Source organism: Bradyrhizobium sp. USDA 4341 (assembly GCF_054063755.1).
This window is the reverse complement of record NZ_JBSSGO010000002.1, coordinates 6,073,434-6,095,614: the sequence shown is the minus strand read 5'-3', so window position 1 is coordinate 6,095,614 and position 22,181 is coordinate 6,073,434. Positions and strand designations below refer to the sequence as shown.

Sequence of the window (22,181 nt, the reverse complement as noted above, 5' to 3'; positions counted from 1 at the left end):
AGGAGAGATCGATGTCCCTGCGCTTGATTGCTGTATCGACCCTGGTTGCGGGCCTTGGCCTCGGCGGCGCCGTCATCCCCGGCCTCTGCACCGAGTCCAACGCGCCGGCCGTGCCCGTCCCGATGGCCACCGCGATGACCACCGCGCAGAGTCAGACCGCGCCCGAATTCGCCGGCCTCAGCAACTGGTTCAATTCGCAGCCGCTCAAGCTTGCCGACCTGCGCGGCAAGGTCGTGCTGGTGGATTTCTGGACCTATGGCTGCGTCAACTGCGTCAACACGCTGCCGCACGTCACCCAACTTTATTCAAAGTACCGGGATCGCGGCCTCGTCGTGATCGGGGTCCACACGCCGGAATTCCCGTTCGAGCATTCGGCCTCCAACGTGCAGGCGGCGCTGAAGCGGCACGGCATTCTCTATCCGGTGGCGCAGGACAACAATTCGCAGACCTGGAACGCCTACGGCAACCAGTATTGGCCGGCGCAATACATCATCGACCAGAACGGCAAGATCGTGTTCCAGCATGCCGGCGAGGGCCAGTACGACGAGATCGACCGCACCGTCGCCCGGCTGCTCAACGCCAATAGCTGATTGGACAATTTGTCAGCTAATTGGACAATCCGCCGTCATTCCCGGCATGATAGGCTCAACGCCGGGAATGCGCGATCCCGAACGTGATCGCGCCCGAAATTGACGACGGACGGTGCGTGATGTTCGAAGGCTGGGATGCGGTCGTACTCGCCCGCGCGCAATTCGCTTTCACGATGTCGTTCCACATCGTGTTTCCCGCATTCTCGATCGGGCTTGCGAGCTACCTTGCGGTGCTGGAAGCGCTGTGGCTTGCCACCGGCCGCGAGGTCTACATCAACCTGTTCAATTACTGGCTGAAGATCTTCGCGGTCGCGTTCGGCATGGGCGTGGTCTCGGGCATCGTGATGTCCTACCAGTTCGGTACCAACTGGTCGTCCTTTGCCGACAAGACCGGGCCGGTGATCGGCCCGCTGATGGCCTATGAGGTCCTGACCGCATTCTTCCTTGAGGCGGGCTTTCTCGGCGTGATGCTGTTCGGGCTCGAACGCGTCGGCCCCAGGCTGCATTTCGTGGCGACGCTGATGGTCGCGATCGGCACGCTGATCTCGGCGTTCTGGATTCTGTCGGCCAATTCCTGGATGCAGACGCCGACTGGTCAGGCCGTCAATGCCGACGGCCAGTTCGTCGCCGCCGACTGGCTGAAGGTGATCTTCAATCCGTCCTTTCCCTATCGCCTCGTGCACATGGTGCTGGCGGCGTATCTCACCACCTCGCTCGTGGTCGGCGGGGTCGGTGCCTGGCACCTGCTGCGCGACCAGCATCTCGCCGGCCCGCGCGTGATGTTCTCGATGGCGATGTGGATGGCAACCCTGGTGGCGCCGATCCAGATCCTCGCCGGCGACCAGCACGGCCTCAACACGCTGGAGCACCAGCCGGCCAAGGTGATGGCGATGGAAGGCCATTATCAAAGCCACAAGGACGGTGCGCCGCTGATCCTGTTCGGCTGGCCCGACCAGGCCGAAGCGAAGGTGAAGTATGCGATCGAGGTGCCGAAACTGTCGTCGCTGATCCTGAAGCACTCGCTCGATGCGCCGCTCGCCGGCCTCGACACCGTGCCGCGCGAGAACTGGCCGCCGGTGCCGATTACCTTCTGGTCGTTCCGCATCATGGTCGGGCTCGGCTTCCTGATCCTGGGGCTCGGCCTGTTCAGCCTGCTGATGCGCTGGCGCGGCATGATGTACCAGTCGCAGCTGCTGCATCGCTTCGCGGTCCTGATGGGCCCGGCGGGCTTCATCGCGGTGCTCGCCGGCTGGATCACCACGGAGACCGGGCGGCAACCGTTCACCGTCTACGGGCTGCTGCGCACCACCGATTCGGTATCGCCGCTGGCAGCGCCGGCGGTGGGCTCGTCGCTGATCGCCTTCATCATCGTCTATTTTGCCGTGTTCACCGCGGGCGTGATCTACATCCTGCGTCTGATGGCGCAGCCGCCGCATCCCGGCGAGCAAGGCCCGACAAAAGACCTTCCCGCCCGTGCTGCCGGCATCACGCCGGCGGCAGGTGCAGCCGTGGGGGGCGCGCGATGAGCTTCGCCGCCGATCTGACCACGATCTGGGCCTTCATCATCGCCTTCGCCGTGTTCGTCTATGTCGTGATGGACGGCTTCGATCTCGGCCTCGGCATCCTGTTTCCGCTGTTCCCGCAAAAGGCCGATCGCGACGTCATCATGAACACGGTGGCGCCGGTGTGGGACGGCAACGAGACCTGGCTGGTGCTTGGCGGCGGCGGCATGATGGCGGCGTTTCCGCTGGCCTATGCGGTGCTGATGCCGGCGCTCTATACGCCGATGATCGCGATGCTGCTCGGACTCGTGTTCCGCGGCGTCGCCTTCGAATTCCGCTGGCGGACCCAGAAGGCGCGCAACAAATGGGACCTCGCCTTCGCCGGCGGTTCGCTGGTCGCGACGCTGGCGCAGGGGATCGCGCTCGGCGCCATCCTGCAGGGCATCCATGTCGACGGGCGCCACTATGGCGGCGGCTGGTGGGATTGGCTGACGCCGTTCAGCGTCCTGACCGGCATAGCGCTGGTGATCGGCTATGCGCTGCTGGGGGCGACCTGGCTGGTGATGAAGACCGAAGGCGAACTGCGCGAGCGCGCCTATCATCTGAGCTGGATGTTGTTGGTCGCGATGCTGTGCGCGATCGGCGCCGTCAGCATCGCAACGCCGTTCCTGGCCGTGCAGTACACCCAGCGGTGGTTCGCCTGGCCCAACATCATCCTCACCGCGCCGGTGCCGATCGCGGTCGCCGCCGTCACCGCACTGCTGCTGCGCGCCCTCAGCAACAAGAACGACCACCAGCCGTTCTTCCTGACGCTCGCCCTGTTCGCACTGTCCTATGCCGGGCTCGGCATCAGCATGTACCCGTACATCGTGCCGCAGAGCATCACGATCTGGCAGGCGGCGTCGCCGGCGAACAGCCAGATCTTCATGCTGTTCGGGGTCTCGATCCTGGTGCCGCTGATCCTCGGCTACACCGCCTGGGCCTATTGGGTGTTCCGCGGCAAGGTGCGCGCCGGCCACGGATACCACTGATGCCACCAGAGCGTTTTCCAGCGAAGTGGATTCCGGTTCGCGTCAAGAAAACGCGTCAAAAAGAGAATCGAGAGCCTCGTTCCGATTCCATCGGAACGGAAATGGCTCTCGTGCCGAATCAGCGACCGCTCGGCCAGCGCCTGTTGTGGTTCGCAGCGCTCTGGCTCGGCGGCGTCGGTACCGTGACCCTGGTCTCTTTCGCGTTGCGACTCTGGATTGCGCCGAAATAACGCCGCCCACGCGGCGTGCCGCGGGTGCAATGACAAAAAACAGAAGCATTACAGTGATATAGTGTGACGCCCGCCCTAAACTTGCCATCAAGCTGCCGCTGAGATTTGATGCTGCCGCGATTTGAGTGGAGCCATTGGCCGCTGGGCCAACAAGGAGAGCTTTGCATGACGAAACTTCGTCACCTGGTCTGGATGTTGATCGCCACGGGCGCGCTCGTGCTGTCGACGTCGCAAGGCTTTGCCCAAAACCGCCCGGACGCCGACGAGCCGGGCCTGGTCGCCGACGACAGCTACGAGCTCGACCCGGAATGGCAGAAGCAGGTCGTGTACTACCGGACCAATGAGGCGCCGGGCACCATCATCGTCTCCACCGCCGAACGCCATCTCTACCTCGTGCAAGGCAACGGCCGCGCGCTCCGCTACGGCATCGGCGTCGGCCGCGACGGCTTCACGTGGCAGGGGCTGGTGACCATCACCCGCAAGGCCGAGTGGCCGGATTGGACCCCGCCGCCGGAAATGATCGCCCGCCAGCCCTATCTGCCGCGCTTCATGGCGGGCGGCCCGGGCAATCCGCTCGGCGCGCGCGCGATGTATCTCGGCACCACCGTGTACCGCATCCACGGCACCAACCGGCCCGACACCATCGGCACCGCCATCTCGTCCGGCTGCTTCCGCCTGGTCAATGCCGACGTCGCCGATCTCTACAATCGCGTTCCGGTCGGCACCAAGGTGATCATCCGGCAGAAGCCCGAACTGTAATCTCGACCCACCCGCCTTCGATATCCGACCTGTTTTTCCCCGATCATTCGCGAGAGAGAACCCATGCGTACATTTCGAGGCGGCCTGACGATCGGGCTCGCGGTCGCCGCGCTGGTTGCGGCCGCCGCCATCACCTATGAGCGTTACGACACCCGCACCTTGAAACGCACCGTCCGCCGCGGTGACGTGCTGTGCGGCGTCAACAAGGGCCTGCCGGGCTTCTCGATCCCCGACGACAAGGGCAACTGGACCGGCTTCGACGTCGACTTCTGCCGCGCGGTGGCCTCGGCGATCTTCGACGATCCGTCGAAGGCGAAGTTCGTTCCGCTCGACGCCAGCGAGCGCTTCAAGGAGCTGCAGAACCGCAAGGTCGACATCCTTTCGCGCAACTCCACCTGGAGCATGTCGCGCGAGACCAATTACGACCTCTATTTCCCGGCGGTCGCCTATTATGACGGCCAGGGCTTCATGCTGCCGCGCTCGCGCAACATCGATTCCGCGCTCGACCTGAACGGCAGCAAGGTCTGCGTGCAGGCCAACACCACGACGCAGCTCAACCTCGCCGACTATTTCCGTGCCAACAACATGAAGTACACGGAGATGAAGTTCGACAAGCTGGAGGACGTCGTGAAGGCCTATGACACCGGCCAGTGCGACACGCTGACGTCGGACGCCTCGCAGCTCTATGCGCTGCGGCTCAACCTCTCCAAGCCGAGCGACCACACCATCCTCGCCGACATCATCTCCAAGGAGCCGCTGGCGCCGGTGGTCCGGCTGCGCGACGACGACTGGATGATGATCGTGAAGTGGACGCTCTACGCCATGATCAACGCCGAAGAACTCGGCATCACCTCGAAGAATATCGACGAGGCGCTGAAGTCGAAGAAGCCGGAGGTGATGCGGCTGGTCGGCACCGAAGGCTCCTATGGCGAGGATCTCGGCCTGACCAAGGACTGGGCCGTGCGCATCATCCGCCATGTCGGCAATTACGGCGAGGTCTACGACCGCAACGTCGGCGCCGATTCCAGGCTGAAGATTCCGCGCGGCATGAACCAGCTCTGGAACGCCGGCGGCGTCCAGTACGCGCCGCCGATTCGGTGAGCTCTCTCCGGCGTCATTGCGAGGAGCGATAGCGACGAAGCAATCCATTTCACCACAGGTGGAGAGATGGATTGCTTCGCTTCGCTCGCAATGACGGCGCGATCTGCCACGCAATTGTCATCACCCGCTTTCGCGAAAGCGGGTGATCCAGTACGCCGCGGCTTCTCGATTCAAGCACCGGCGTCTCTGGAATACTGGATCGCCCGGTCGAGCCGGGCGATGACAGTGTGTTGCGTGGCGGCGCCGTCGCCCTCGCTCAGTACCCCTTGCCGCTCGCCAGCTGGTCGGTGTGAAAATTGCTGTCGCCGAACAGCTCCTGGCAGACGCGGGCGCGCTTCATGAAGAAGCCGATGTCGAACTGGTCGGTCATGCCCATGCCGCCATGCATCTGCACGCCCTCCTGGACGGCCAGCGTCGCGGTGGTGCCGGCGCGCGCCTTGGCGACCGCGACCGCATTGCCCGCCTTGCCCAGATCGGCATCCAGCGCCTGCAGCGCCTTGAGAACGGCGGCGCGGGTGATCTCGATATCGATGTAGAGCTCGGCGGCGCGGTGCTGCAGCGCCTGGAATTCGCCGATCGCCTTGCCGAACTGCTTGCGCTCCTTAAGATAAGTCACGGTGCGGCCGAACACCTCGTCGGAGAGACCGACCATTTCGGATGCGACGGCGCCGCGGCCGATGTTGAGCACGCCCTCGAGCAGCCCAAAGCCCTGGTCGACCTCGCCGAGCACGCTGTCGGCATTGACCTCGACATTGTCGAACACGATGCGAGCGGCGTTGTGCGAATCGACCATCGCGGTGCGCTCGACCGCGAGGCCCTTCGCCTTCGGATCGACCAGGAACAGCGTCAACCCGTTCTTGTCGCCGGCGCTGCCGGCCGTGCGCGCCGCGACGATCAGCAGATCAGCGGTATGGCCGTCGACCACGAAGGCCTTGTCGCCGGACAGCTTGAAGCCGTTGCCGGACCGCGTGGCCTGCAGTTTCGTCTGCAGCGGGCGATGTTTCGCACCCTCATCGATCGCGAGCGCCGCGAGCAGCGAGCCGTCGGCGATCTTCGGCAGATGCTGCGCCTTCTGCGCCTCGCTGCCGCCGCGCGACAGCGCTGAGGCCGCAAGCACCGAGGTCGCGAGGAATGGCGAGGGCATCAAGGTGCGGCCGATCTCCTCCATGACAATGCCGGCCTCGACGCAGCCGAGCCCGCTGCCGCCGAAGGTGTCCGGCACCAAGAGGCCGGAGAAGCCCATCTCGGCAAAGGTCTTCCAGAGCTCGCGCGAGAAGCCGGTGGTGTCCTTGCTGTCGCGCAAAGCGCGCAGATGCGCCACCGGCGCCTTGTCGCTGATGAGACCGCGCGCACTGTCGCGCAGCATGGATTGTTCTTCGGTGAGGACGAGGGCCATGGATGGATTCCGCTCTTCGATAATTCAAATTCAGACGATGTTGAGTTCGTCATTCCGGGGCGCGACATAGTCGCGAGCCCGGAATCCATACTCTCGATCGTGGTTATGGATTCCGGGCCTGGCCCTTTGGGCCATCCCGGAATGACGCGTGGTGAAACGGTGCCTCACGCCCCCGGCAGATCGAGGATGCGCTTGGCGACGATGCCGAGCATCACCTCCGAGGTGCCGCCCTCGATCGAGTTGGCCTTGGTGCGCAGCCAGGCGCGCGGACGGGCGCCGCCCCTGGAACGGTCGCTCTCCCATTCCAGCGCGTCGATGCCGCCCGCCGACATCAGGATCTCGTAGCGCCGCTTGTTGAGCTCGGTGCCGTAGTATTTCATCGCCGACGAGAACGCCGGATGCGATTGCCCGGCCTTGGCGAGATCGACCGCGCGCTCCGCCGCCGCGGCGAGCGCGGCCTCGTCGACCTCGAAGTTCGCGATCTGGCTGCGCAGCTGGGCGTCGTCAAGCCTGCCTTGCGCGTCCGCGCCGACCGAGTCGGCCGCGATCTGACCGAGCGGACGGCCGACGCCGCGCTCGCCCATGCCCGAGATCATCGCGCGCTCGTGCTGCAGCAGATATTTCGCGACGTCCCAGCCGCGATTGACGGTGCCCACGACGTGCGACTTCGGCACGCGGACATTGTCGAAGAAGGTTTCGCAGAACGGCGAATAGCCCGAGATCAGCAGGATCGGCTTCGTGGATACCCCCTTCGACGTCATGTCGAAGAGAATGAAGCTGATGCCGTCGTGCTTCTTGGCCGCGGGATCGGTGCGCACCAGGCAGAAGATCCAGTCGGCGTAATTGGCGTAGGACGTCCAGATCTTCTGGCCGTTGATGATGTAGTCGTCGCCGTCGCCGACCGCACGGGTCTGCAGCGAGGCGAGGTCGGAGCCCGCGTTCGGCTCGGAATAGCCCTGGCACCAGCGGATCAGGCCTGCGGTAATCTTCGGCAGATGCTCTCTCTTCTGCTCCTCAGTGCCGTATTTCAGCAGCGCCGGTCCGAGCATCGAGATGCCGAACGAGGTCAGCGGCTGGCGCGAGCCGATAGCCGCCATCTCCTGGCGCACGATCTTGGCCTCCTCGCCGTCGAGGCCGCCGCCGCCATATTCCTTCGGCCAATGCGGCACGGTCCAACCCTTGTCGCGCATCCGCTCGAACCAGACCCGCTGCGCGTCCGACGAGAATTTCGTGTTGCGGCCACCCCAGAAGGTGTCGCCATCGGAGGTCATCGGTTTGCGCATCTCCGCCGGGCAGTTCTGCTCCAGCCAGGCGCGGGTCTCGGCGCGGAATTTCTCAAGGTCAGCCATGGTGCGTTTCCAGTCAAAATCGTCGAATTGGAATCGACCTTAGCCCCGCGCGGCCGCGGAGTTCAATATGCCTCGCAGCCGCGCCATGCTCTGGCGCCGCTACTCCCCTCACGCGATCGGGTGTATCGCCGAGACGGGGTAACGATTGAAAAACAAGAGGAAACAGACATGCGGCTGAAGCTGCTTTCGCCTAGCGAAATGAACCCCGCCCAGAAAGAAACCTACGACGAGTCGATCTCGGGCAAGCGCGGCGCGCCGCCGGCACCGATGATGGCCTGGCTGAACAGCCCGGAGATGGCGCGGCATGCCACGCGGCTCGGCGAGGTGCTGCGCTTCGACACGGTCTTCCCGCCGAAGCTGTCGGAGATCGCGATCCTCGTCACCGCGCGGCACTGGACCGCGCATTACGAATGGTATGCCCACAAGCGCCTTGCGCTGAAGGGCGGCCTCGATCCGAAGATCATCGAGGACATTCGGGTGCGCCGGACGCCGACTTTCGACGATCCCAAGGCCAGGATGATCTACGACGTCGCCAAGGCGCTGCACGAAGGTCATGGCCTGCCGAAGGGACTGTATGACGAGGCGGTCGAGGTGCTGAGCCTGCGCGGCCTGGTCGAGGTGATCGGCCTCTGCGGCTACTACACCATGGTGTCGATGACGCTGAACACGTTCGATTTCCAGCTGCCGGGCGGCGAGTTGTCGGAGCTCTGCTAGGTTCAGCCGACCGTGGCGCCGTTCGGAAACGCTGGGTTTCAGGATGCATGCTCCGGCCCCGGCAAATCCGGACTATATCAGGCGACGAAGCCTTGCCCCTGACGGCACGGCATTGATGCCAACGGAGCCAGCTCGTGCCGGAAAATCCCCCCATCGTCGCGGGCACGCGGATCGGGCATGTCCACCTCAAGGTCGCCGATCTCGAGCGGGCGCTCGGCTTCTATTGCGGCGTGCTCGGTTTCGAGTTGCAGCAGCGCATGGGCACGGACGCGGCCTTCATCTCGGCCGGCGGCTATCACCACCACATCGGCCTCAACACCTGGGAGAGCAAGGGCGGCCATCCGCCGCCGCCGGGCACCACCGGCCTGTTCCACACCGCCATCCTTTATCCGACCCGCCCGGCACTCGCCGATGCGCTGCATCGCGTGCTGTCGGCCGGTATCCAGCTCGACGGCGCCAGCGACCACGGCGTCAGCCAGGCGCTCTACCTGCGCGACCCCGACGAGAACGGCGTCGAGCTCTATTGGGACCGACCCGAAGCCGAATGGCCGCGCAGCGCGGACGGCAAGCTTTCGATGTTCACGCGCCGGCTGGACCTCGAGGATCTGCTGAAGCAGCGGGCGGCGTAATTCCGCAAGTCGGATAATTTCGTGGCCGGGATCGCGCTTCGTCGCGTCCGGGCTACAGGTCTTTGTTCCCCTTCCCCCTGAAAGGGGGAAGGTCGGGATGGGGGTCAGCCGCGGGCTCTGCTGCAAGCGGAGAGAGCAGATCCCCACCCGCTTTGCTCTGCGAGCAAAGCGACCTCCCCTTTTCAAGGGGAGGTGGAAAGGTAGATCGGGCGGAGCCAACGGGGCTACGGGTGCAGCAAGAGGCGCGCGATCCAGCCAGCCGCGTAGAGCCCAATACCAAACACCGCATGCGTCAGGAGGCTCTGCAGCCGCGCGGCCCATGGATGGGGCGTTCGGCTCGCGGCAAAGCCCGCGCCCATCGCGGGCTGCATCACCAGGAACGGTGCGGCCACGCTGCCGATCCCGACCATCAAGGCCGGAGCGATGCTGGGCTGCCGCGCCCACTCAAGGCCGAAGATCGCAAGCAGCACGCCGGCAAAGCCGATCCCGATCAGATAATGCGCCGCCCATCCGATCGCCGGTTCGCCCGCGACCGGCGGCGACGCCGCGATGCGATCATGGCGCAGGCGCCCGGATGCGAGATGGCCGAGCCACCGGCCGACCAGCGCATAGTCCAGCGGCGGGATGCCGAGCAGGAGCTTGCGGACCAGTCCCCAGATATCCATCACGACCGTCGCGCCGGTCCCGATCAGCACCGCGCGCGCCAGAAAATCCATGGCGTCAACCATGCGCAGCCTCCACCGGTGCTCGCGCTGCAACCATCCAGCAGGCCGCGGTGAAGCGAATTTCGGTCCCGTGGATGAAGCGATCGAAGGCAGCGCGCACGGTTTCGATCACCTGCGTGCGACGCTGTTCTTCCACGCCCTGCAGCATCGTGCCGACCGGGCCGAGCCAGCTCACATAGCGGGTGAGCTCCGATGCCGGAAAGCTCAAGGCGACATCGATCGGCTCGATCGCGATCGCGTCCCAGCCGCTGTCTTCCAGGATGCGCTCGACCCGCTCCCGGTCCGCGAAGCCGAACTGCCCCGGCGCGTCGGGACGCCGCGGCGGGAGATCCGGCAGCAGCGGCCTCGCCGCCCGCTCCGCCGTCGTCATGAACGGGTTCTCGGCCGCGCCGCGCCACGCGATGAAGCGGAGCGCCGCACCCGGCCGGGCCGCGCGGCGCAGATTGGCGAAGGCCTGCACCGGATCGGCAAAGAACATCACGCCGAGACGCGAGATGATGATGTCGAAGCTCGCCGGCGCAAAGACATGGGTCTGCGCGTCGGCGCAAATGAAGTCGGCAGGCCGCGCTTCCCGCTCCGCGCGGTCACGCGCCGCCGCGATCATCGGTTCGGAGATGTCGATGCCGGTGCAATGCCCCTGCGGGCCGAGCACGTGAGCGGCGGCGAATGTCGTGGCGCCCGTGCCGCAGCCGATATCGAGCACATGGCCGGCCGCGGCATCGGCCACCGCCCGAACCAGCAGCTCTTCAAGCGGCTTGAACATCCCTTCCAGCACGTCACGTGTCTCGAGCCAGGCGCGCCCGGCAGCGCCGTTCCAGAGTTTGGCCTGCTCGTCCCCGGCCTGCGGTGCGATACTCATGATCTCGTCCTTTTGCTATTTGCCCGTCCTGATGCTTGCCTTAGGCAAGCGCCTGGCGGCACACTGCCAGTTCAAGTGAACTTGAGGTCAAGGCCATGCGGGACATCGACATCGCGGAGGTGGCGCAATTGTCGGGCGTTCGCGCCTCGACTTTGCGCTTCTACGAGGAAAAAGGACTGATCGCCTCGCATGGACGGCGCGGGCTGCGCCGGCTGTTCGATCCGGCCGTGCTGGACCGGCTGGCGCTGATCGCGCTCGGGCGCGCCTCCGGCTTCTCGCTCGACGAGATCGCGAGAATGTTCGCACCCGACGGCAGGCCGCGCATCGACCGGAAGATGCTGGCTGCCAAGGCCGACGACCTCGACCGCACCATCCGCCGCCTCAACGCGATGCGCGACGGCCTGCGCCACGCCGCCGTCTGTCCCGCGCCGAGCCACATGGAATGTCCGACCTTCCGACGCCTGCTGCGGGTCGCAGCGGCCGGCAAGATCGGCGAGCCGAAGAAGGTGCGGCGATCACGGAAGAAATCGTAGCCCGGATGAGCGAAGCGACATCCGGGGTCCGGCGCAAGTTCAAGGACCGGTCCCGGATATCGCGGAGCCTGTCATCGGGCGCGCGTTCGCGCGACCCGTTGGCTCATCCGGGCTACAGGCTACTACAGGTCTTTATTCCCCTTCCCCCTGAAAGGGGGAAGGTCGGGATGGGGTCAGCCGCGGGCTCTGCTGCAAGTGGAGAGAGCGAATCCCCACCCGCTTTGCTCTGCGAGCAAAGCGACCTCCCCTTTTCAAGGGGAGGTGGAAAAGGTAGCTCGGATGGAGCCAACGGGGCTACTTCGCTTTCATCATGATCGTCACCGCCGCGATCAGTTCGAGACCGATACAGCCGTAGAACGGCAGCGTGTAGCTGCCGGAGAGGTCGTGCAGCAGCCCGATCACGCCGGGGCCGAAGGCGTAGGTGATCTGGTTGATCGCGGTGATCAGGCTGACCAGCACGCCGAATGCGCGCGGATCGAATTCGCGCTGCACGATCAGCGCCGGCAGCGTGATCAGATTGCCGACCGAGAAGCCGAACAGCGCGCAGGCGGCGATCTGCGCGACGTCGTTGTGCACATTGATGATGATGACGAGCGCGATCGCCTGGCTGACAAAGGACAGCGCCGACGCCAGCCGCTGGTTGAGCCGGTCGATCACGAAGGAGAACGAGACCCGGCCGACCACCGCCATCGCGGTCAACAGCGCCATCGCCACCGTCGCGCGCTCGCGCCCGATCACCTGATCGAGATAGGCGATCAGATGCACGATGAAGCCGACCTGGGCGAACAGCACCAGCGCGAAGGCGATCGAGACCGAGAGGAAACGGATGTCGCGCAGTGCCCGGGCGCGCACCTGGGTCGCCGACGGCGCATCGGCCGCCGCTGAAGTCACCGCATGCAGATGCACCGGTGGCCGCCCGACGAAGACCAGGATGACCGGCACCATCACCACGACGAGCAGCACGGCGGCCGCGATCATCGCGCCGGAGAAGCCGAAAGTGCCGATCCCCGCCACCAGCAGCGGCACGCCGATAATCCCGCCAAAACTCGCACCGTTCAGCGCCAGGCTGATCGCCATGCCGCGCTTCTTGTCGAACCACAGGCCGAGCGTGTTGGTGATGATGCCGAGGCTGGTGCCGGCCCAGCCGAACGCCAATAGTGCATCGGCGAGATAGAGCTGCCAGGGCTCACGCACCTCGCCGATCGCAACCGCGGCGACCGCCATCGCGAGGGTGCCCGCGATCAGGCAGCTGCGCGCACCGAACGCCTTGATCGCCTCGCTGACGAAGGCCACCAGCGCGGCGCCGAACAAATAGAAGAAGGTCGTGCCCGACGAGATCAGCGACGCCGGCCAACCGTGCAGCCGCTGCAGCTCGGCGACGTAGACGCTCTGTCCATAGAAGCCCAATCCCCAGCCGAAGGTCGCAAGCAGGAAGCAGACGACGACGATGCGCCAGCCCTCGTAACCGAGCGAAGATTCGTCATGCAGCGTGGGTGATGATGCGTCCATTTCTTGCTCTTGCTTCTCACATCGTCAGGACCGGACCAATCCGTTCCCACGATGCGAGCAGCCTTGCAAGCCGGTCATTTCGAAGCCGGTCGAAGTGTCAGCAATTGGCAGCAGGAGATTAGATGCTGGGATCCGGGATTTCATCCACCGCGCGCAATTTCGCCCGCCGCTTGGCGAATGACGCCAGCGACAGCACGGCAAGCCCGAGCAGCACCGGCGGAAACACCACCATGTTGACGGCGTTCCAGCCGTAATGCGCCAGCAGCTGGCCCGACGAGAACGAGCCGATCGCCATCATGCCGAACACGAGGAAATCGTTGAACGCCTGCACCTTGTTGCGTTCCTGCGGCCGGTGCGTCTCCAGCACCAGCGCGGAGGCGCCGACGAACGCAAAGTTCCAGCCGATGCCGAGCACGAACAGCGTGGCCCAGAAGTGCGGTGCGGTGATCCCGGACAGCCCGATCATCGCGGCGACCGCCTCCAGCGCCAGCCCGAGCGCGACGATGACGGGCGCACCGAAGCGCGCAATCAGCGAGCCCGTGAAAAAACTCGGGCCGTACATCGCCACGATGTGCCACTGGATGCCGAAATTGGAATCGCTGACCGACAGCCCGCACATCTTCATGGCGAGCGGCGCCGAGGTCATCACCAGATTCATCATCGGATAGGCGATCACGCCGCACAGCGCCGCCGCAATGAAGCGCGGCTGTCTGGCGATCTCGAGCAGAGGGCGGCCGCCGTGCAGATCCGCCGCCGCGGGCTTCGGCGCGTCGACGCCCGATAGCACCGCCATCGCCACCAGCGCGACCAGCGCTTGCATCACGAAGGAGAATGCGAACAGGTAAGGCGGCCAGATATCCATGGTCCATTGCACGAGCTGCGGCCCGAGCACGCCGGCGAACACGCCGCCGGCCATCACCCACGACACCGCCTTGGGCCGGAATGCGACGCTGGCGCCATCGGCGGCGGCAAAGCGATAGGACTGCGCGACGGCACCATAGAGCCCGCCGAGGAAGGTCGCACCGCAGAACAGCCAGAACGATGAGTGCAGGATTGCCCAGGCGCCGAGCGCACCGGTGAGCGTGCCGCAGCAGGTGCCGACGATGAAGGCGACGCGCCGGCCGTAAGCGCGCGAGATCGCGCCGGTCGGCAGCGTGCCGGCGGCAAGCCCGAGCACATACATCGAGAGCGGCACCGTCGCGAGCGAGATGTCGGGCGCCAGCGTCGCGCCGACGATCGAGCCGGTGGCGAAGATCACGGCCGAATTGGCACCGGTCAGCGCCTGCGCCGCCGCAAGCCGCCACACATTGCTGCGCGCCCGCGCGTCATCGCTGATTTGGTCCGCAGCCGTCACGTCGATCATCGGTCGTCCCGCCTTGAAGCCCCGGCGGGAGCCTCCAATCGCGCGCACTATGGAGAGCAGGTGCAGGCCGATCAACCGGCGCAAACGGACGTACGCCATGCGGGAGGCGCACGGTTATTGGCCAGGTCGAACACCCACACTCCGGCGTCGTCCTGGCGAAGGCCAGGACCCATAACCACCGAGTTTTGTTGCGAGAGGGATCGCGGCCCCAGCTACGCGCAACAACCAGCATTTGGGGTAATGGGTCCTGGCTTTCGCCAGGACGACGTCACGCGTGTTGCATCGCGCGTCACCTACCGCGCAGGCTTCTTGCCCGGCCGCTTCTCGGCGCGCAGCGCGCCGGTCTTGTGCACCTTGGAGCGCGGCTCGACAAAGACTGCTTTCGCGATGCCGGGCGCCCATTCCAGCGCCAGCGAGGCCGCGAAGCCAAAGAAGCTCGAGCGGCTCATGCCTATCGAGGCCGCGTGCTTGTCGATCCGCGTGATCAGGCTTTTCGGCAGATAGACATTCACCCGCTCGGATGGATCGGGCGGATCGACGCCGACCATGAAGAAGGCGGCGACGTCGGAGCCTTTCGGCGGCACGATCCGCTCGATCGGCGTCGGCTCCGGCAGCGCGCGGCCCTGCTCGGCCCAGCCGTCCACCGCCTGCGCCAGGGCCCGCTCGGCCCGCTCGATCGCCTCTTCCTGCGACTTGCCGCCGGCGATGCAGCCGGGAAAGTCGGGAAACCACGCCCCGAACGCGCCGCGCGGCCCGCGCTCCAGCACGGCCGGATAGAGCCGTCTCTTCATTCTGGCCTCCGTCGTCGAAGTATGCTATTTCACACACCTAGGTGTGTCAAATCACACAATGTGCGAAATCGTGGGAGAGCTCCCGCCATGGACCCGCAGACTGAACTCCGCATCGTCCGCGCGGCCTATGCCAGGCAGATCCTGGCCGCCGCCAACATCGTCGACACGCGGGTGATGGAGGCCTTCGCCGCCGTTCCCCGCGAGGACTTCGTCGGCCCGGGACCGTGGTTGATGCTGCGCGGGTGGCGCAGCGACTACATGCCGACGCCCGATGCCGATCCGGTCTATCTCTACACCAACGATCTGGTCGCGTTGCTGCCCGAGCGGCGGCTCAACAACGGCCAGCCTTCGCTACACGCCTACCTCATGCACCAGGCCGCGCCGGCGGCCGGCGAGCATGTGGTGCATATCGGAACCGGCACTGGCTACTACACGGCGCTCCTCGCGCATCTGGCCGGACCGACCGGCCGCGTCACCGGCATCGAATACGACCCGGAGCTTGCCGCGCGCGCCCGCGCCAATCTTGCCCCCTATCCGAATGTCGAGATCATCGCGGGCGACGGCACGCGCGCATCGTTCGATCCAGCCGACGTGATCTACGTCAATGCCGGCTGCACTCGGCCGGCCGCGCGATGGCTCGACGGGCTTGCCGACGGCGGCCGCCTGATCCTGCCGCTGACGTCGAACGAGGGCTTCAAGGGCGGCGCGCCGGAGCAGATCGCGCGTTCCGGCGCGGTGTTCCGTGTCCGGCGCGAGGGCGCACAGTATCAAGCCACCTGGATCTCACCGGTCGCGATCATTCCGTGCGACGGCGGCCGCGACGAGGCGTCGGAAAAGCTGTTGGCCGAAGCCTTCGCGCGCGGCGGCTGGCAGAAGGTGACGCAGCTTTATCGCGATGCCGACATTCCCGACGAACGGTGCTGGCTGCGCGGGGATGGCTGGTGTCTTGCCTACGATTGACCCGACGGTTCGTGGTCTTGTAGGGCGGGTTAGCGAAGCGTAACCCGCCGCCGTTCGCAGCACGTCATAATGGTGGATTACGCCTTCCGCCTTCCCTCGTTGAGCTACGGCGGACGTAGTCGGCTAATCCACCCTACAGGTCACCCTTCCGGACAAACATCAGGATCATGTTGTTGGCCGGCATCTCGAAGGTGCCGTCAAGCTTCAGCCCGACGCGCTCCGCAAGCGTCTCGACCTCGGCGATGTCGCGCACGCCCCACTCGGCGTCGCGTTCGCGCAACGACGTGTCGAACACGGCATTGCTGAGCGCGGTGTGCTTGCCGCCGCGCTTGAACGGGCCGTAGAGGAACAGCCGGCCGTCGGCGCGCAGATGCCGCGCGGCGCCGGCGAACAGACCCTCGGCGACGCGCCACGGCGCGATGTGGATCACATTGGCGCAGAAGATCGCGAGCAGTTTGTCCGGACCTTTGCCGTCCGACGGTGCCGGCGACCAGACGGGGTCCGACAGATCGATCGGTTGCGGCGGCTGGATGTTGGCAAGGGCGGCATGCGCGCGCCAGGCCTCGATGCTGCGCAGGTGCGCCGCATGGAGGTCGCTCGGCCACCAAATGATGTCGGGCGTCCGACCGGCGAAATAGACGATGTGCTGGCCGGTGCCGCTGCCGGCCTCCAGCACGTCGCCGGATCGGCCGGCAAGGTAATCCTTCAGCACCGCCCAGATCGGCTGGTGATTGCGGTGGAATGCTGCCGCGTCGAGCCGCCCGTCCGCCTCGACCGGCCTGCCGTCCTTGCCGAACTCCACCACAAACTCCGCCACCGCGCCTTCTCCTGTTAGCCGTATGTAGTCAGTGCAGCCACGATGGGCAAAACGGAACCGACAGAGCGCCGTTGCTCCCTCCCCGTCATTCTGAAGTGCGAGCGGAGCGAGCCTCGAAGAATGCACGGCCGCAGTGGGGCCGTTCGCCCTTCGAGGCTCGCTCCGCTCGCACCTCCAGCGACAACGGCAAAGCCGTTGCGCGGGGGTGACGGGTCACCTCTCTGGCATTAACCCCGTCGCGACGCGCCTATTCTCCGAGTTGCCAGCCGATGGCCTTTGTGCTTTCCACTCTTTATATTGCGATGGGATCATCGAGATTGAAGCCCGGGAAACGTCCTTGATCGCCACTTTCTCCAAGCCAGCCCTTGTCCTGGCGCTGCTGGCGGGCACCGCCATGGCCGCACCCGCGCAGGCCCAGTCCGCCGCCGAGGGCCAGAAGCTCGCCTTCGACCGCGGCAAGGGCAATTGCCTGACCTGCCATGTCATCAAGGGCGGCGAACTGCCCGGCACGATCGGCCCCGAATTGACCGGCCTCAAGGCGAAATACAGCCGCGATGAGCTGATCGCGATCGTGACCGATGAGACCAAGCGCAACCCGCAAACGGTGATGCCGCCGTTCGGCCGAAACCGGATTTTGAGCGAGAAGGAAATCGGCGCGGTGGTGGACTTCCTGCAGACGCTGTGACGCGGCGACATCAGCTTGAGGAGATTTTTTCGATGAACATCACGACCAGCGAATTTTCCGGAACGCGCCGCCTGGTGTTGAAGGGCGCGGGCGTCGCCGCGCTGATCGGCCTTGGCGTCATTCCGTTCGACGTGCCGCAGGCGCTCGCCGCCGCCAACGACAGATATCCGGAAGAGGCGTTCAAGCAGAAGAACGAGGGCGATGCGATCAAGGCGCTCTATGGCAAGACCGCCGAGCCTTCGGACAAGGTCAAGATGGACGCACCCGAGATCGCCGAGAACGGCGCGGTGGTGCCGATCTCCGCGACCACGACGCTGGCCGACGTCACCTCGATCTCGTTTTTGGTCAGCGAGAACCCGATCTCGCTGATCGCGACGTACAGGGTTCCGGCCGGCACGCTGCCGAGCGTCGCCAACCGCATCAAGATGGCCAAGACCAGCAACGTCACCGTGATCGTCGAGGCCGGCGGCAAGCTCTACAGCGCCCAAAAGGAAATCAAGGTCACCGTCGGCGGCTGCGGCGGCTAGTGCAAATCATGAGCATCGATCGAACCCGCAAACTCGCTTCGCTCCCTCTCCCGCTTGCGGGGGAGGGTCGGGGTGGGGGTTTTGCCACGATAGATGCTCTTCGTTTGGAGAGAGCCCCCACCCGGATCGCATCTTGCGATGCGATCCGACCTCCCCCGCAAGCGGGAGAGGTGAAGCGAGCCCGCGGACGGGCCGTTGCGATAACAGAGGAATAAACCAGATGGCATCGAGCATTCGCGTGCGCGCCACGTCAAACGGCGACACCACCGAGGTGCAGGCGCTGATCCAGCATCCGATGGATTCCGGCTTCGTCAAGGACGCCAAGGGCGAGATCATCCCGCCGCATTTCATCCAGGTGCTGACCTTCGAGTATGACGGCAAGCCGGTGTTCGTCGCCGACTGGGGCGGCGGCGTCTCCAAGGATCCCTACGTCAAGTTCGCCTTCAAGGGCGGCAAGAAAGGCGACGACCTGACGGTCAGCTGGATCGACAACAAGGGCGCGACCGACACCACCACGGCGAAGATTCAATGACGCGGCGCTCGGCAATCCGCGCTGCAATCGCGACGCTGGCACTGGGTATGCTGGCGCCGGCCGCGCACGCAGCCGGCGCCGTCGATCCCGCCGCCGACAAGGCCGCCTTCCAGAAATTCTTCACCAACAAATTCCCCAAGCTGAAGCCCGAGGATTTCGTCAACGGTCCCTATTCGATGAATGAGGACCTTCACAAGCAGTGGGAGGAGAAGGAGCAGTTTCCGCCCTACGAGTTCTCGCTCGAGGCCGGCAAGGAAATGTTCTCGACGCCGTTCAAGAACGGCAAGACCTACGCCGACTGCTTCCCGAACCAGGGCATCGGCATCCGCCAGAACTACCCTTATTTTGACGAGAAGGAAGGCAAGGTCGTCACGCTCGAGCTCGCGCTCAATCGTTGCCGCGAGGCCAATGGCGAGGCGCCGTTCTCCTATGTGAAGGACGACATGGCGGCGCTCACCGCCTACATGGCCTTCACCTCGCGCGGCAAGCCGATGGACATCAAGATCCCGGACGATCCGCGCGCGCTGGAGGCCTATCAGAAGGGCAAGGAGTATTTCTACACCCGCCGCGGCCAACTCAATTTCTCCTGCGCCACCTGCCACATCCAGAGCCCGGGCGAACGGATCCGCGCCGAGGTGCTGGCGCCGGCATTGGGTATCCTGAACGCGATGCCGATCTACCGCTCGGAATGGTCAGGCATGGGCACGACCAGCCGCCGCTTCACCACCTGTAACAGCCAGATCCGCGGCGTGCCGCTCAATCCGCAGGACGACGAGTACCGCAACCTCGAATATTACCTGTCCTATGTCAGCAATGGCCTGCCGATTTCGGGGCCGGGAGCAAGGCCATGAGCGCGGCCATGAGAGCGATCTTCGCGGCGTCAGCCCTGCTGATCGCGACTGCGACCGCAGCCCTCGCCGCCTCCGAGGCCGACTACAAGGCGGCCTATGCCGCGGCTGAGGCCGCCAACAAGGAAGCTGGCCTGCTGCGCAACCAGTGGACCACGACAGCCTCGACGCTATCAGCCGCAAAAAAGGCCGGTGAGGCTGGTGATTTCGACACCGCAGTCGCCCGGGCCAAGGAGGCCGAGGCGCTGGCAAAGGCATCGATCTTCCAGGCGACCAGCGAAAAGGAACGCTGGAAGGACATGGAAGTTCGTTGATGAGTTTGGGATGAGGTTGACCCGCGAGCTCCCTGCGCCCCCTCTCCCGCTTGCGGGGGAGGGTTGGGGTGGGGGTTTCGCCGCGATTCACCCCGTTCATTGTGTGGAAAGAGCCCCCACCCGTATCGCATCCGCGATGCGATACGACCTCCCCCGCAAGCGGGAGAGGTGAAGAGGGGCGCGGAGAGAGTGATGATCATCCGCCGCCGGGATTTCCTGAGAGCTTCGGCCGCCGCAACGCTTGTGGCCGGCCTGCCCCGCCTCGCGCGTGGCGCCGACACCGCCAGCGTCTACGACTTCGAACGCTTCGGCAACGCCCGCATCCTGCACATGACCGACACGCATGCGCAGCTGAAGCCGGTGTTCTTCCGCGAACCCGGCGTCAATATCGGCGTCGGCGCGATGGCCGGCCAGCCGCCGCATTTGGTCGGCAAGGCGTTCCTCGACCGTTTCGGCATCCGGCCCGATAGCGCCGATGCCTATGCCTTTACCTGCGTCGAGTTCGAGAAGGCCGCCGTCCGCTTCGGCCGGCTCGGCGGCTTTGCGCATCTGAAGACGCTGATCGACAAGCTGCGCGCCGATGTCGGCGAAAAGCGCTCGATCCTGCTCGACGGCGGCGACCTCTGGCAGGGTACCGGGCTCGCCAATGCCATGAACGGCGCCGATATGGTGGAGGCCGCGAACCTGCTCGGCATCGAGGCGATGACCGGGCATTGGGAATTCACCTATGGCGAAGAGGTGCTGCGCGACAATCTCTCCCGCTTCAAGGGCGAGTTCCTGGCACAGAACGTATTCCTGACCGAGGAAGCCGCTTTCAACGACGCCAAGGCGTTCGATCCGGCCTCCGGGCGGGTGTTCAAGCCGTCCACGATCAAGGAGATCGGAGGCCATCGCGTCGCGATCATCGGCCAGGCCTTCCCCTATGTGCCGATCGCGCACCCCAAGCGCTTCACGCCGGACTGGAAGTTCGGCATCCGCGACGAGGAGCTGCAAAAACTCGTCGACGGCCATCGCAACAACGACAAGGTCGAGGCCGTGATCCTGCTGTCGCATAACGGCATGGACGTCGACCTCAAGCTCGCCAGCCGCGTCACCGGCATCGACGTCATCCTCGGCGGCCACACCCACGACGCGATCCCGATCCCGATCACGGTGACCAATGCCGGCGGCGTCACGCTGGTGACCAATGCCGGCTCCAACGGCAAGTTCATCGGCGTGCTCGATCTCGAACTCGCCAAGGGCAAGGTCGCCAATGTCCGCTACCGCCTGCTGCCGGTGTTCGCCGAGCTCTTAAAGCCCGATCCCGCGATGCAGACGCTGATCGACAAGATGCGCGATCCGCATGTCGACGAGTGGAACGACAAGCTCGGCACGGCTGACCGCCTGCTCTACCGCCGCGGCAATTTCACCGGCACCGTCGATCAGCTGATCTGCGACGCGCTGCTGAACGAGCTCAACGCCGAGATCGCGCTGTCGCCGGGCTTCCGCTGGGGCCTCACCACACTCGCCGGCCAGCCGCTGACCATGGAAGACGTGCTGTCGGAAACCGCGATCACCTATCCCGAGACCTACGTCGCGACCATGACCGGCAGCCAGATCAAGGATGTGCTGGAAGACGTCTGCGACAACCTGTTCAACGTCGATCCCTATTATCAGCAAGGCGGCGACATGGTCCGTGTCGGCGGCCTCGCCTACACCTGCACGCCCGGCGAGACCGTCGGCAAGCGCATTTCCGAGCTGAAGCTCGGCAACGGCAAGCATCTCGAAGCCGGCAAGCACTACAAGGTCGCGGGCTGGGCCTCGGTCAACCAGCAGAACGGCGCACCGATCTGGGATGTCGTGGCCAAGCATCTGCGCTCCGGCCGGCCGCCGAACCGCGACGAACCCGGCGTGACGCTGAAAGGCGTCGAGGACAACCCGGGCATTGCGAGGCACGGATGACGCGGCGCGCGCTCATCGCGGCGCTCGGCCTTACGGCCGTCGCGCTGGCGACGCCGCCGGCCCGCGCCCAGCTCGCGCCGCTGCAGGACAAGCCGTTCGCCGAGCACAAGGTCGTGCTGCAGCTCTCCGACAACGATCCGAAGAAACAGGGCCTCGTCATCAGCGTCGCCAACAATCTAATGAAGCATTACGACCCCGACAAGGTCGCGGTCGAGATCGTCGCCTTCGGCCCGGGCATCGAGCTGCTGAGGCCCGACAACGCCAACCGCAAGCTGGTCGAGAGCCTGGTCGCGCAGGGCGCGCGGGTCGACATCTGCCTCAACACCGTCGACACGATCGAGCGCGACACCGGCAAGCGGCCGGACTACATCGCGGCCGCCACCCCGGTGCAGGTCGGCGTCGCGCAGATCCTGCTTCTCACCGAGAACGGATACACGCTGGTCCGTCCTTAACCCCGCCGTCATTGCGAGCGAAGC

At 65.3% G+C, this 22,181-nt stretch carries 25 protein-coding genes; 17 read left to right on the top strand and 8 right to left on the bottom strand.

What is annotated here, in order from left to right:
* Positions 1-11: 11 nt before the first annotated feature.
* The 6 genes from ACVIGB_RS34925 (at position 12) to ACVIGB_RS34900 (ending at position 5,213) form a co-directional block, all read left to right on the top strand.
* Complete coding sequence (locus tag ACVIGB_RS34925) at positions 12-590, top strand: thioredoxin family protein (RefSeq protein WP_092122584.1); 579 nt, start codon at positions 12-14, stop codon at positions 588-590.
* A 119-nt stretch (positions 591-709) separates the two neighbouring features.
* A complete protein-coding gene (locus ACVIGB_RS34920) occupies positions 710-2,116 on the top strand; it encodes a cytochrome ubiquinol oxidase subunit I (RefSeq protein WP_456719245.1) in 1,407 nt (468 codons plus the stop codon).
* Complete coding sequence (gene cydB / locus ACVIGB_RS34915; RefSeq protein WP_456719246.1) at positions 2,113-3,123, top strand: cytochrome d ubiquinol oxidase subunit II; 1,011 nt, start codon at positions 2,113-2,115, stop codon at positions 3,121-3,123. The genes ACVIGB_RS34920 and cydB overlap by 4 nt, the downstream gene beginning before the upstream one ends.
* Before the next feature lie 101 nt (positions 3,124-3,224).
* Positions 3,225-3,353 (top strand): DUF2474 domain-containing protein, encoded by a 129-nt coding sequence (locus ACVIGB_RS34910; protein ID WP_092122578.1) that lies wholly within the window; start codon positions 3,225-3,227, stop codon positions 3,351-3,353.
* A 165-nt stretch (positions 3,354-3,518) separates the two neighbouring features.
* The gene (locus ACVIGB_RS34905) at positions 3,519-4,112 is read left to right on the top strand and encodes a L,D-transpeptidase (protein WP_223974718.1); all 594 of its coding nucleotides are present in this window, start codon (positions 3,519-3,521) and stop codon (positions 4,110-4,112) included.
* 63 nt (positions 4,113-4,175) lie between these two features.
* Entirely contained in the window at positions 4,176-5,213 is a 1,038-nt protein-coding gene (locus tag ACVIGB_RS34900) for an amino acid ABC transporter substrate-binding protein (RefSeq protein ID WP_092122571.1), read from the top strand.
* A gap of 256 nt (positions 5,214-5,469) precedes the next feature.
* On the opposite strand, the gene ACVIGB_RS34895 is transcribed toward ACVIGB_RS34900, so the two are convergent.
* Both ACVIGB_RS34895 and ACVIGB_RS34890 read right to left on the bottom strand, forming a co-directional pair.
* On the bottom strand, positions 5,470-6,609 hold the full coding sequence (locus ACVIGB_RS34895) for an acyl-CoA dehydrogenase family protein (RefSeq protein ID WP_456719247.1): 1,140 nt from the start codon (positions 6,607-6,609) through the stop codon (positions 5,470-5,472).
* A 164-nt stretch (positions 6,610-6,773) separates the two neighbouring features.
* Entirely contained in the window at positions 6,774-7,958 is a 1,185-nt protein-coding gene (locus ACVIGB_RS34890) for an acyl-CoA dehydrogenase family protein (RefSeq protein ID WP_456719248.1), read from the bottom strand.
* A gap of 168 nt (positions 7,959-8,126) precedes the next feature.
* On the opposite strand from ACVIGB_RS34890, the gene ACVIGB_RS34885 reads away from it, so the two are divergent.
* Together ACVIGB_RS34885 and ACVIGB_RS34880 are read left to right on the top strand one after the other, a co-directional pair.
* Positions 8,127-8,672 (top strand): carboxymuconolactone decarboxylase family protein, encoded by a 546-nt coding sequence (locus ACVIGB_RS34885; RefSeq protein WP_342725934.1) that lies wholly within the window; start codon positions 8,127-8,129, stop codon positions 8,670-8,672.
* Between the two features lie 134 nt (positions 8,673-8,806).
* Positions 8,807-9,301 (top strand): VOC family protein, encoded by a 495-nt coding sequence (locus ACVIGB_RS34880; protein ID WP_456719249.1) that lies wholly within the window; start codon positions 8,807-8,809, stop codon positions 9,299-9,301.
* A gap of 224 nt (positions 9,302-9,525) precedes the next feature.
* On the opposite strand, the gene ACVIGB_RS34875 is transcribed toward ACVIGB_RS34880, so the two are convergent.
* Together ACVIGB_RS34875 and ACVIGB_RS34870 are read right to left on the bottom strand one after the other, a co-directional pair.
* Positions 9,526-10,029: a DUF2938 domain-containing protein gene (locus ACVIGB_RS34875; protein WP_456719250.1), complete on the bottom strand. Its 504-nt coding sequence runs from the start codon at positions 10,027-10,029 to the stop codon at positions 9,526-9,528.
* Positions 10,022-10,885 (bottom strand): class I SAM-dependent methyltransferase, encoded by an 864-nt coding sequence (locus ACVIGB_RS34870; protein ID WP_456719251.1) that lies wholly within the window; start codon positions 10,883-10,885, stop codon positions 10,022-10,024. Before ACVIGB_RS34870 ends, ACVIGB_RS34875 begins: the two co-directional genes overlap by 8 nt.
* 95 nt (positions 10,886-10,980) lie before the next feature.
* On the opposite strand from ACVIGB_RS34870, the gene ACVIGB_RS34865 reads away from it, so the two are divergent.
* Positions 10,981-11,418 carry a helix-turn-helix domain-containing protein gene (locus ACVIGB_RS34865; RefSeq protein WP_456719252.1) on the top strand — a complete coding sequence of 146 codons (438 nt, stop codon included), beginning with the start codon at positions 10,981-10,983 and terminating at the stop codon, positions 11,416-11,418.
* Between the two features lie 294 nt (positions 11,419-11,712).
* On the opposite strand, the gene ACVIGB_RS34860 is transcribed toward ACVIGB_RS34865, so the two are convergent.
* The 3 genes from ACVIGB_RS34860 to ACVIGB_RS34850 form a co-directional block, all read right to left on the bottom strand.
* On the bottom strand, positions 11,713-12,927 hold the full coding sequence (locus ACVIGB_RS34860) for an MFS transporter (protein ID WP_456719253.1): 1,215 nt from the start codon (positions 12,925-12,927) through the stop codon (positions 11,713-11,715).
* 118 nt (positions 12,928-13,045) lie between these two features.
* Entirely contained in the window at positions 13,046-14,290 is a 1,245-nt protein-coding gene (locus ACVIGB_RS34855; protein WP_456719254.1) for an MFS transporter, read from the bottom strand.
* A gap of 293 nt (positions 14,291-14,583) precedes the next feature.
* Positions 14,584-15,081, bottom strand: coding sequence for a type II toxin-antitoxin system HicB family antitoxin (locus ACVIGB_RS34850; protein ID WP_456719255.1), 498 nt, complete (start codon positions 15,079-15,081; stop codon positions 14,584-14,586).
* A gap of 87 nt (positions 15,082-15,168) precedes the next feature.
* Between ACVIGB_RS34850 and ACVIGB_RS34845 the strand changes: the two genes are divergently transcribed.
* Positions 15,169-16,041, top strand: coding sequence for a protein-L-isoaspartate O-methyltransferase family protein (locus ACVIGB_RS34845; protein WP_456719256.1), 873 nt, complete (start codon positions 15,169-15,171; stop codon positions 16,039-16,041).
* Between the two features lie 133 nt (positions 16,042-16,174).
* On the opposite strand, the gene ACVIGB_RS34840 is transcribed toward ACVIGB_RS34845, so the two are convergent.
* Entirely contained in the window at positions 16,175-16,858 is a 684-nt protein-coding gene (locus tag ACVIGB_RS34840) for a DUF938 domain-containing protein (RefSeq protein WP_456719257.1), read from the bottom strand.
* A gap of 394 nt (positions 16,859-17,252) precedes the next feature.
* On the opposite strand from ACVIGB_RS34840, the gene soxX reads away from it, so the two are divergent.
* The 7 genes from soxX to ACVIGB_RS34805 all read left to right on the top strand — a co-directional run bounded on the left by soxX (position 17,253) and on the right by ACVIGB_RS34805 (position 22,157).
* Positions 17,253-17,543, top strand: coding sequence for a sulfur oxidation c-type cytochrome SoxX (gene soxX, locus ACVIGB_RS34835; protein WP_092126535.1), 291 nt, complete (start codon positions 17,253-17,255; stop codon positions 17,541-17,543).
* A gap of 32 nt (positions 17,544-17,575) precedes the next feature.
* Positions 17,576-18,070 (top strand): thiosulfate oxidation carrier protein SoxY, encoded by a 495-nt coding sequence (gene soxY / locus ACVIGB_RS34830; RefSeq protein ID WP_456719258.1) that lies wholly within the window; start codon positions 17,576-17,578, stop codon positions 18,068-18,070.
* 220 nt (positions 18,071-18,290) lie between these two features.
* On the top strand, positions 18,291-18,602 hold the full coding sequence (gene soxZ / locus ACVIGB_RS34825) for a thiosulfate oxidation carrier complex protein SoxZ (RefSeq protein WP_092122527.1): 312 nt from the start codon (positions 18,291-18,293) through the stop codon (positions 18,600-18,602).
* The gene (gene soxA / locus ACVIGB_RS34820) at positions 18,599-19,453 is read left to right on the top strand and encodes a sulfur oxidation c-type cytochrome SoxA (protein ID WP_456719259.1); all 855 of its coding nucleotides are present in this window, start codon (positions 18,599-18,601) and stop codon (positions 19,451-19,453) included. The genes soxZ and soxA overlap by 4 nt, the downstream gene beginning before the upstream one ends.
* Positions 19,450-19,764, top strand: coding sequence for a hypothetical protein (locus ACVIGB_RS34815; protein ID WP_456719260.1), 315 nt, complete (start codon positions 19,450-19,452; stop codon positions 19,762-19,764). The genes soxA and ACVIGB_RS34815 overlap by 4 nt, the downstream gene beginning before the upstream one ends.
* 192 nt (positions 19,765-19,956) lie before the next feature.
* Positions 19,957-21,705 carry a thiosulfohydrolase SoxB gene (gene soxB, locus ACVIGB_RS34810; RefSeq protein WP_456719261.1) on the top strand — a complete coding sequence of 583 codons (1,749 nt, stop codon included), beginning with the start codon at positions 19,957-19,959 and terminating at the stop codon, positions 21,703-21,705.
* A complete protein-coding gene (locus ACVIGB_RS34805) occupies positions 21,702-22,157 on the top strand; it encodes a DsrE family protein (RefSeq protein WP_456719262.1) in 456 nt (151 codons plus the stop codon). Before soxB ends, ACVIGB_RS34805 begins: the two co-directional genes overlap by 4 nt.
* Positions 22,158-22,181: the final 24 nt, after the last annotated feature.

What these genes read in the sequence shown, in the direction of transcription:
- ACVIGB_RS34925 (WP_092122584.1), top strand. Translation starts at nt 12, where the DNA reads ATGTCCCTGCGCTTGATTGCTGTATCGACCCTGGTTGCGGGCCTTGGC.
- ACVIGB_RS34920 (WP_456719245.1), top strand. Translation starts at nt 710, where the DNA reads ATGTTCGAAGGCTGGGATGCGGTCGTACTCGCCCGCGCGCAATTCGCT.
- cydB (WP_456719246.1), top strand. Translation starts at nt 2,113, where the DNA reads ATGAGCTTCGCCGCCGATCTGACCACGATCTGGGCCTTCATCATCGCC.
- ACVIGB_RS34910 (WP_092122578.1), top strand. Translation starts at nt 3,225, where the DNA reads ATGGCTCTCGTGCCGAATCAGCGACCGCTCGGCCAGCGCCTGTTGTGG.
- ACVIGB_RS34905 (WP_223974718.1), top strand. Translation starts at nt 3,519, where the DNA reads ATGACGAAACTTCGTCACCTGGTCTGGATGTTGATCGCCACGGGCGCG.
- ACVIGB_RS34900 (WP_092122571.1), top strand. Translation starts at nt 4,176, where the DNA reads ATGCGTACATTTCGAGGCGGCCTGACGATCGGGCTCGCGGTCGCCGCG.
- ACVIGB_RS34895 (WP_456719247.1), bottom strand. Translation starts at nt 6,609, where the DNA reads ATGGCCCTCGTCCTCACCGAAGAACAATCCATGCTGCGCGACAGTGCG.
- ACVIGB_RS34890 (WP_456719248.1), bottom strand. Translation starts at nt 7,958, where the DNA reads ATGGCTGACCTTGAGAAATTCCGCGCCGAGACCCGCGCCTGGCTGGAG.
- ACVIGB_RS34885 (WP_342725934.1), top strand. Translation starts at nt 8,127, where the DNA reads ATGCGGCTGAAGCTGCTTTCGCCTAGCGAAATGAACCCCGCCCAGAAA.
- ACVIGB_RS34875 (WP_456719250.1), bottom strand. Translation starts at nt 10,029, where the DNA reads ATGGTTGACGCCATGGATTTTCTGGCGCGCGCGGTGCTGATCGGGACC.
- ACVIGB_RS34870 (WP_456719251.1), bottom strand. Translation starts at nt 10,885, where the DNA reads ATGAGTATCGCACCGCAGGCCGGGGACGAGCAGGCCAAACTCTGGAAC.
- ACVIGB_RS34865 (WP_456719252.1), top strand. Translation starts at nt 10,981, where the DNA reads ATGCGGGACATCGACATCGCGGAGGTGGCGCAATTGTCGGGCGTTCGC.
- ACVIGB_RS34860 (WP_456719253.1), bottom strand. Translation starts at nt 12,927, where the DNA reads ATGGACGCATCATCACCCACGCTGCATGACGAATCTTCGCTCGGTTAC.
- ACVIGB_RS34855 (WP_456719254.1), bottom strand. Translation starts at nt 14,290, where the DNA reads ATGATCGACGTGACGGCTGCGGACCAAATCAGCGATGACGCGCGGGCG.
- ACVIGB_RS34850 (WP_456719255.1), bottom strand. Translation starts at nt 15,081, where the DNA reads ATGAAGAGACGGCTCTATCCGGCCGTGCTGGAGCGCGGGCCGCGCGGC.
- ACVIGB_RS34845 (WP_456719256.1), top strand. Translation starts at nt 15,169, where the DNA reads ATGGACCCGCAGACTGAACTCCGCATCGTCCGCGCGGCCTATGCCAGG.
- soxX (WP_092126535.1), top strand. Translation starts at nt 17,253, where the DNA reads ATGGCCGCACCCGCGCAGGCCCAGTCCGCCGCCGAGGGCCAGAAGCTC.
- soxY (WP_456719258.1), top strand. Translation starts at nt 17,576, where the DNA reads ATGAACATCACGACCAGCGAATTTTCCGGAACGCGCCGCCTGGTGTTG.
- soxZ (WP_092122527.1), top strand. Translation starts at nt 18,291, where the DNA reads ATGGCATCGAGCATTCGCGTGCGCGCCACGTCAAACGGCGACACCACC.
- soxA (WP_456719259.1), top strand. Translation starts at nt 18,599, where the DNA reads ATGACGCGGCGCTCGGCAATCCGCGCTGCAATCGCGACGCTGGCACTG.
- ACVIGB_RS34815 (WP_456719260.1), top strand. Translation starts at nt 19,450, where the DNA reads ATGAGCGCGGCCATGAGAGCGATCTTCGCGGCGTCAGCCCTGCTGATC.
- soxB (WP_456719261.1), top strand. Translation starts at nt 19,957, where the DNA reads ATGATCATCCGCCGCCGGGATTTCCTGAGAGCTTCGGCCGCCGCAACG.
- ACVIGB_RS34805 (WP_456719262.1), top strand. Translation starts at nt 21,702, where the DNA reads ATGACGCGGCGCGCGCTCATCGCGGCGCTCGGCCTTACGGCCGTCGCG.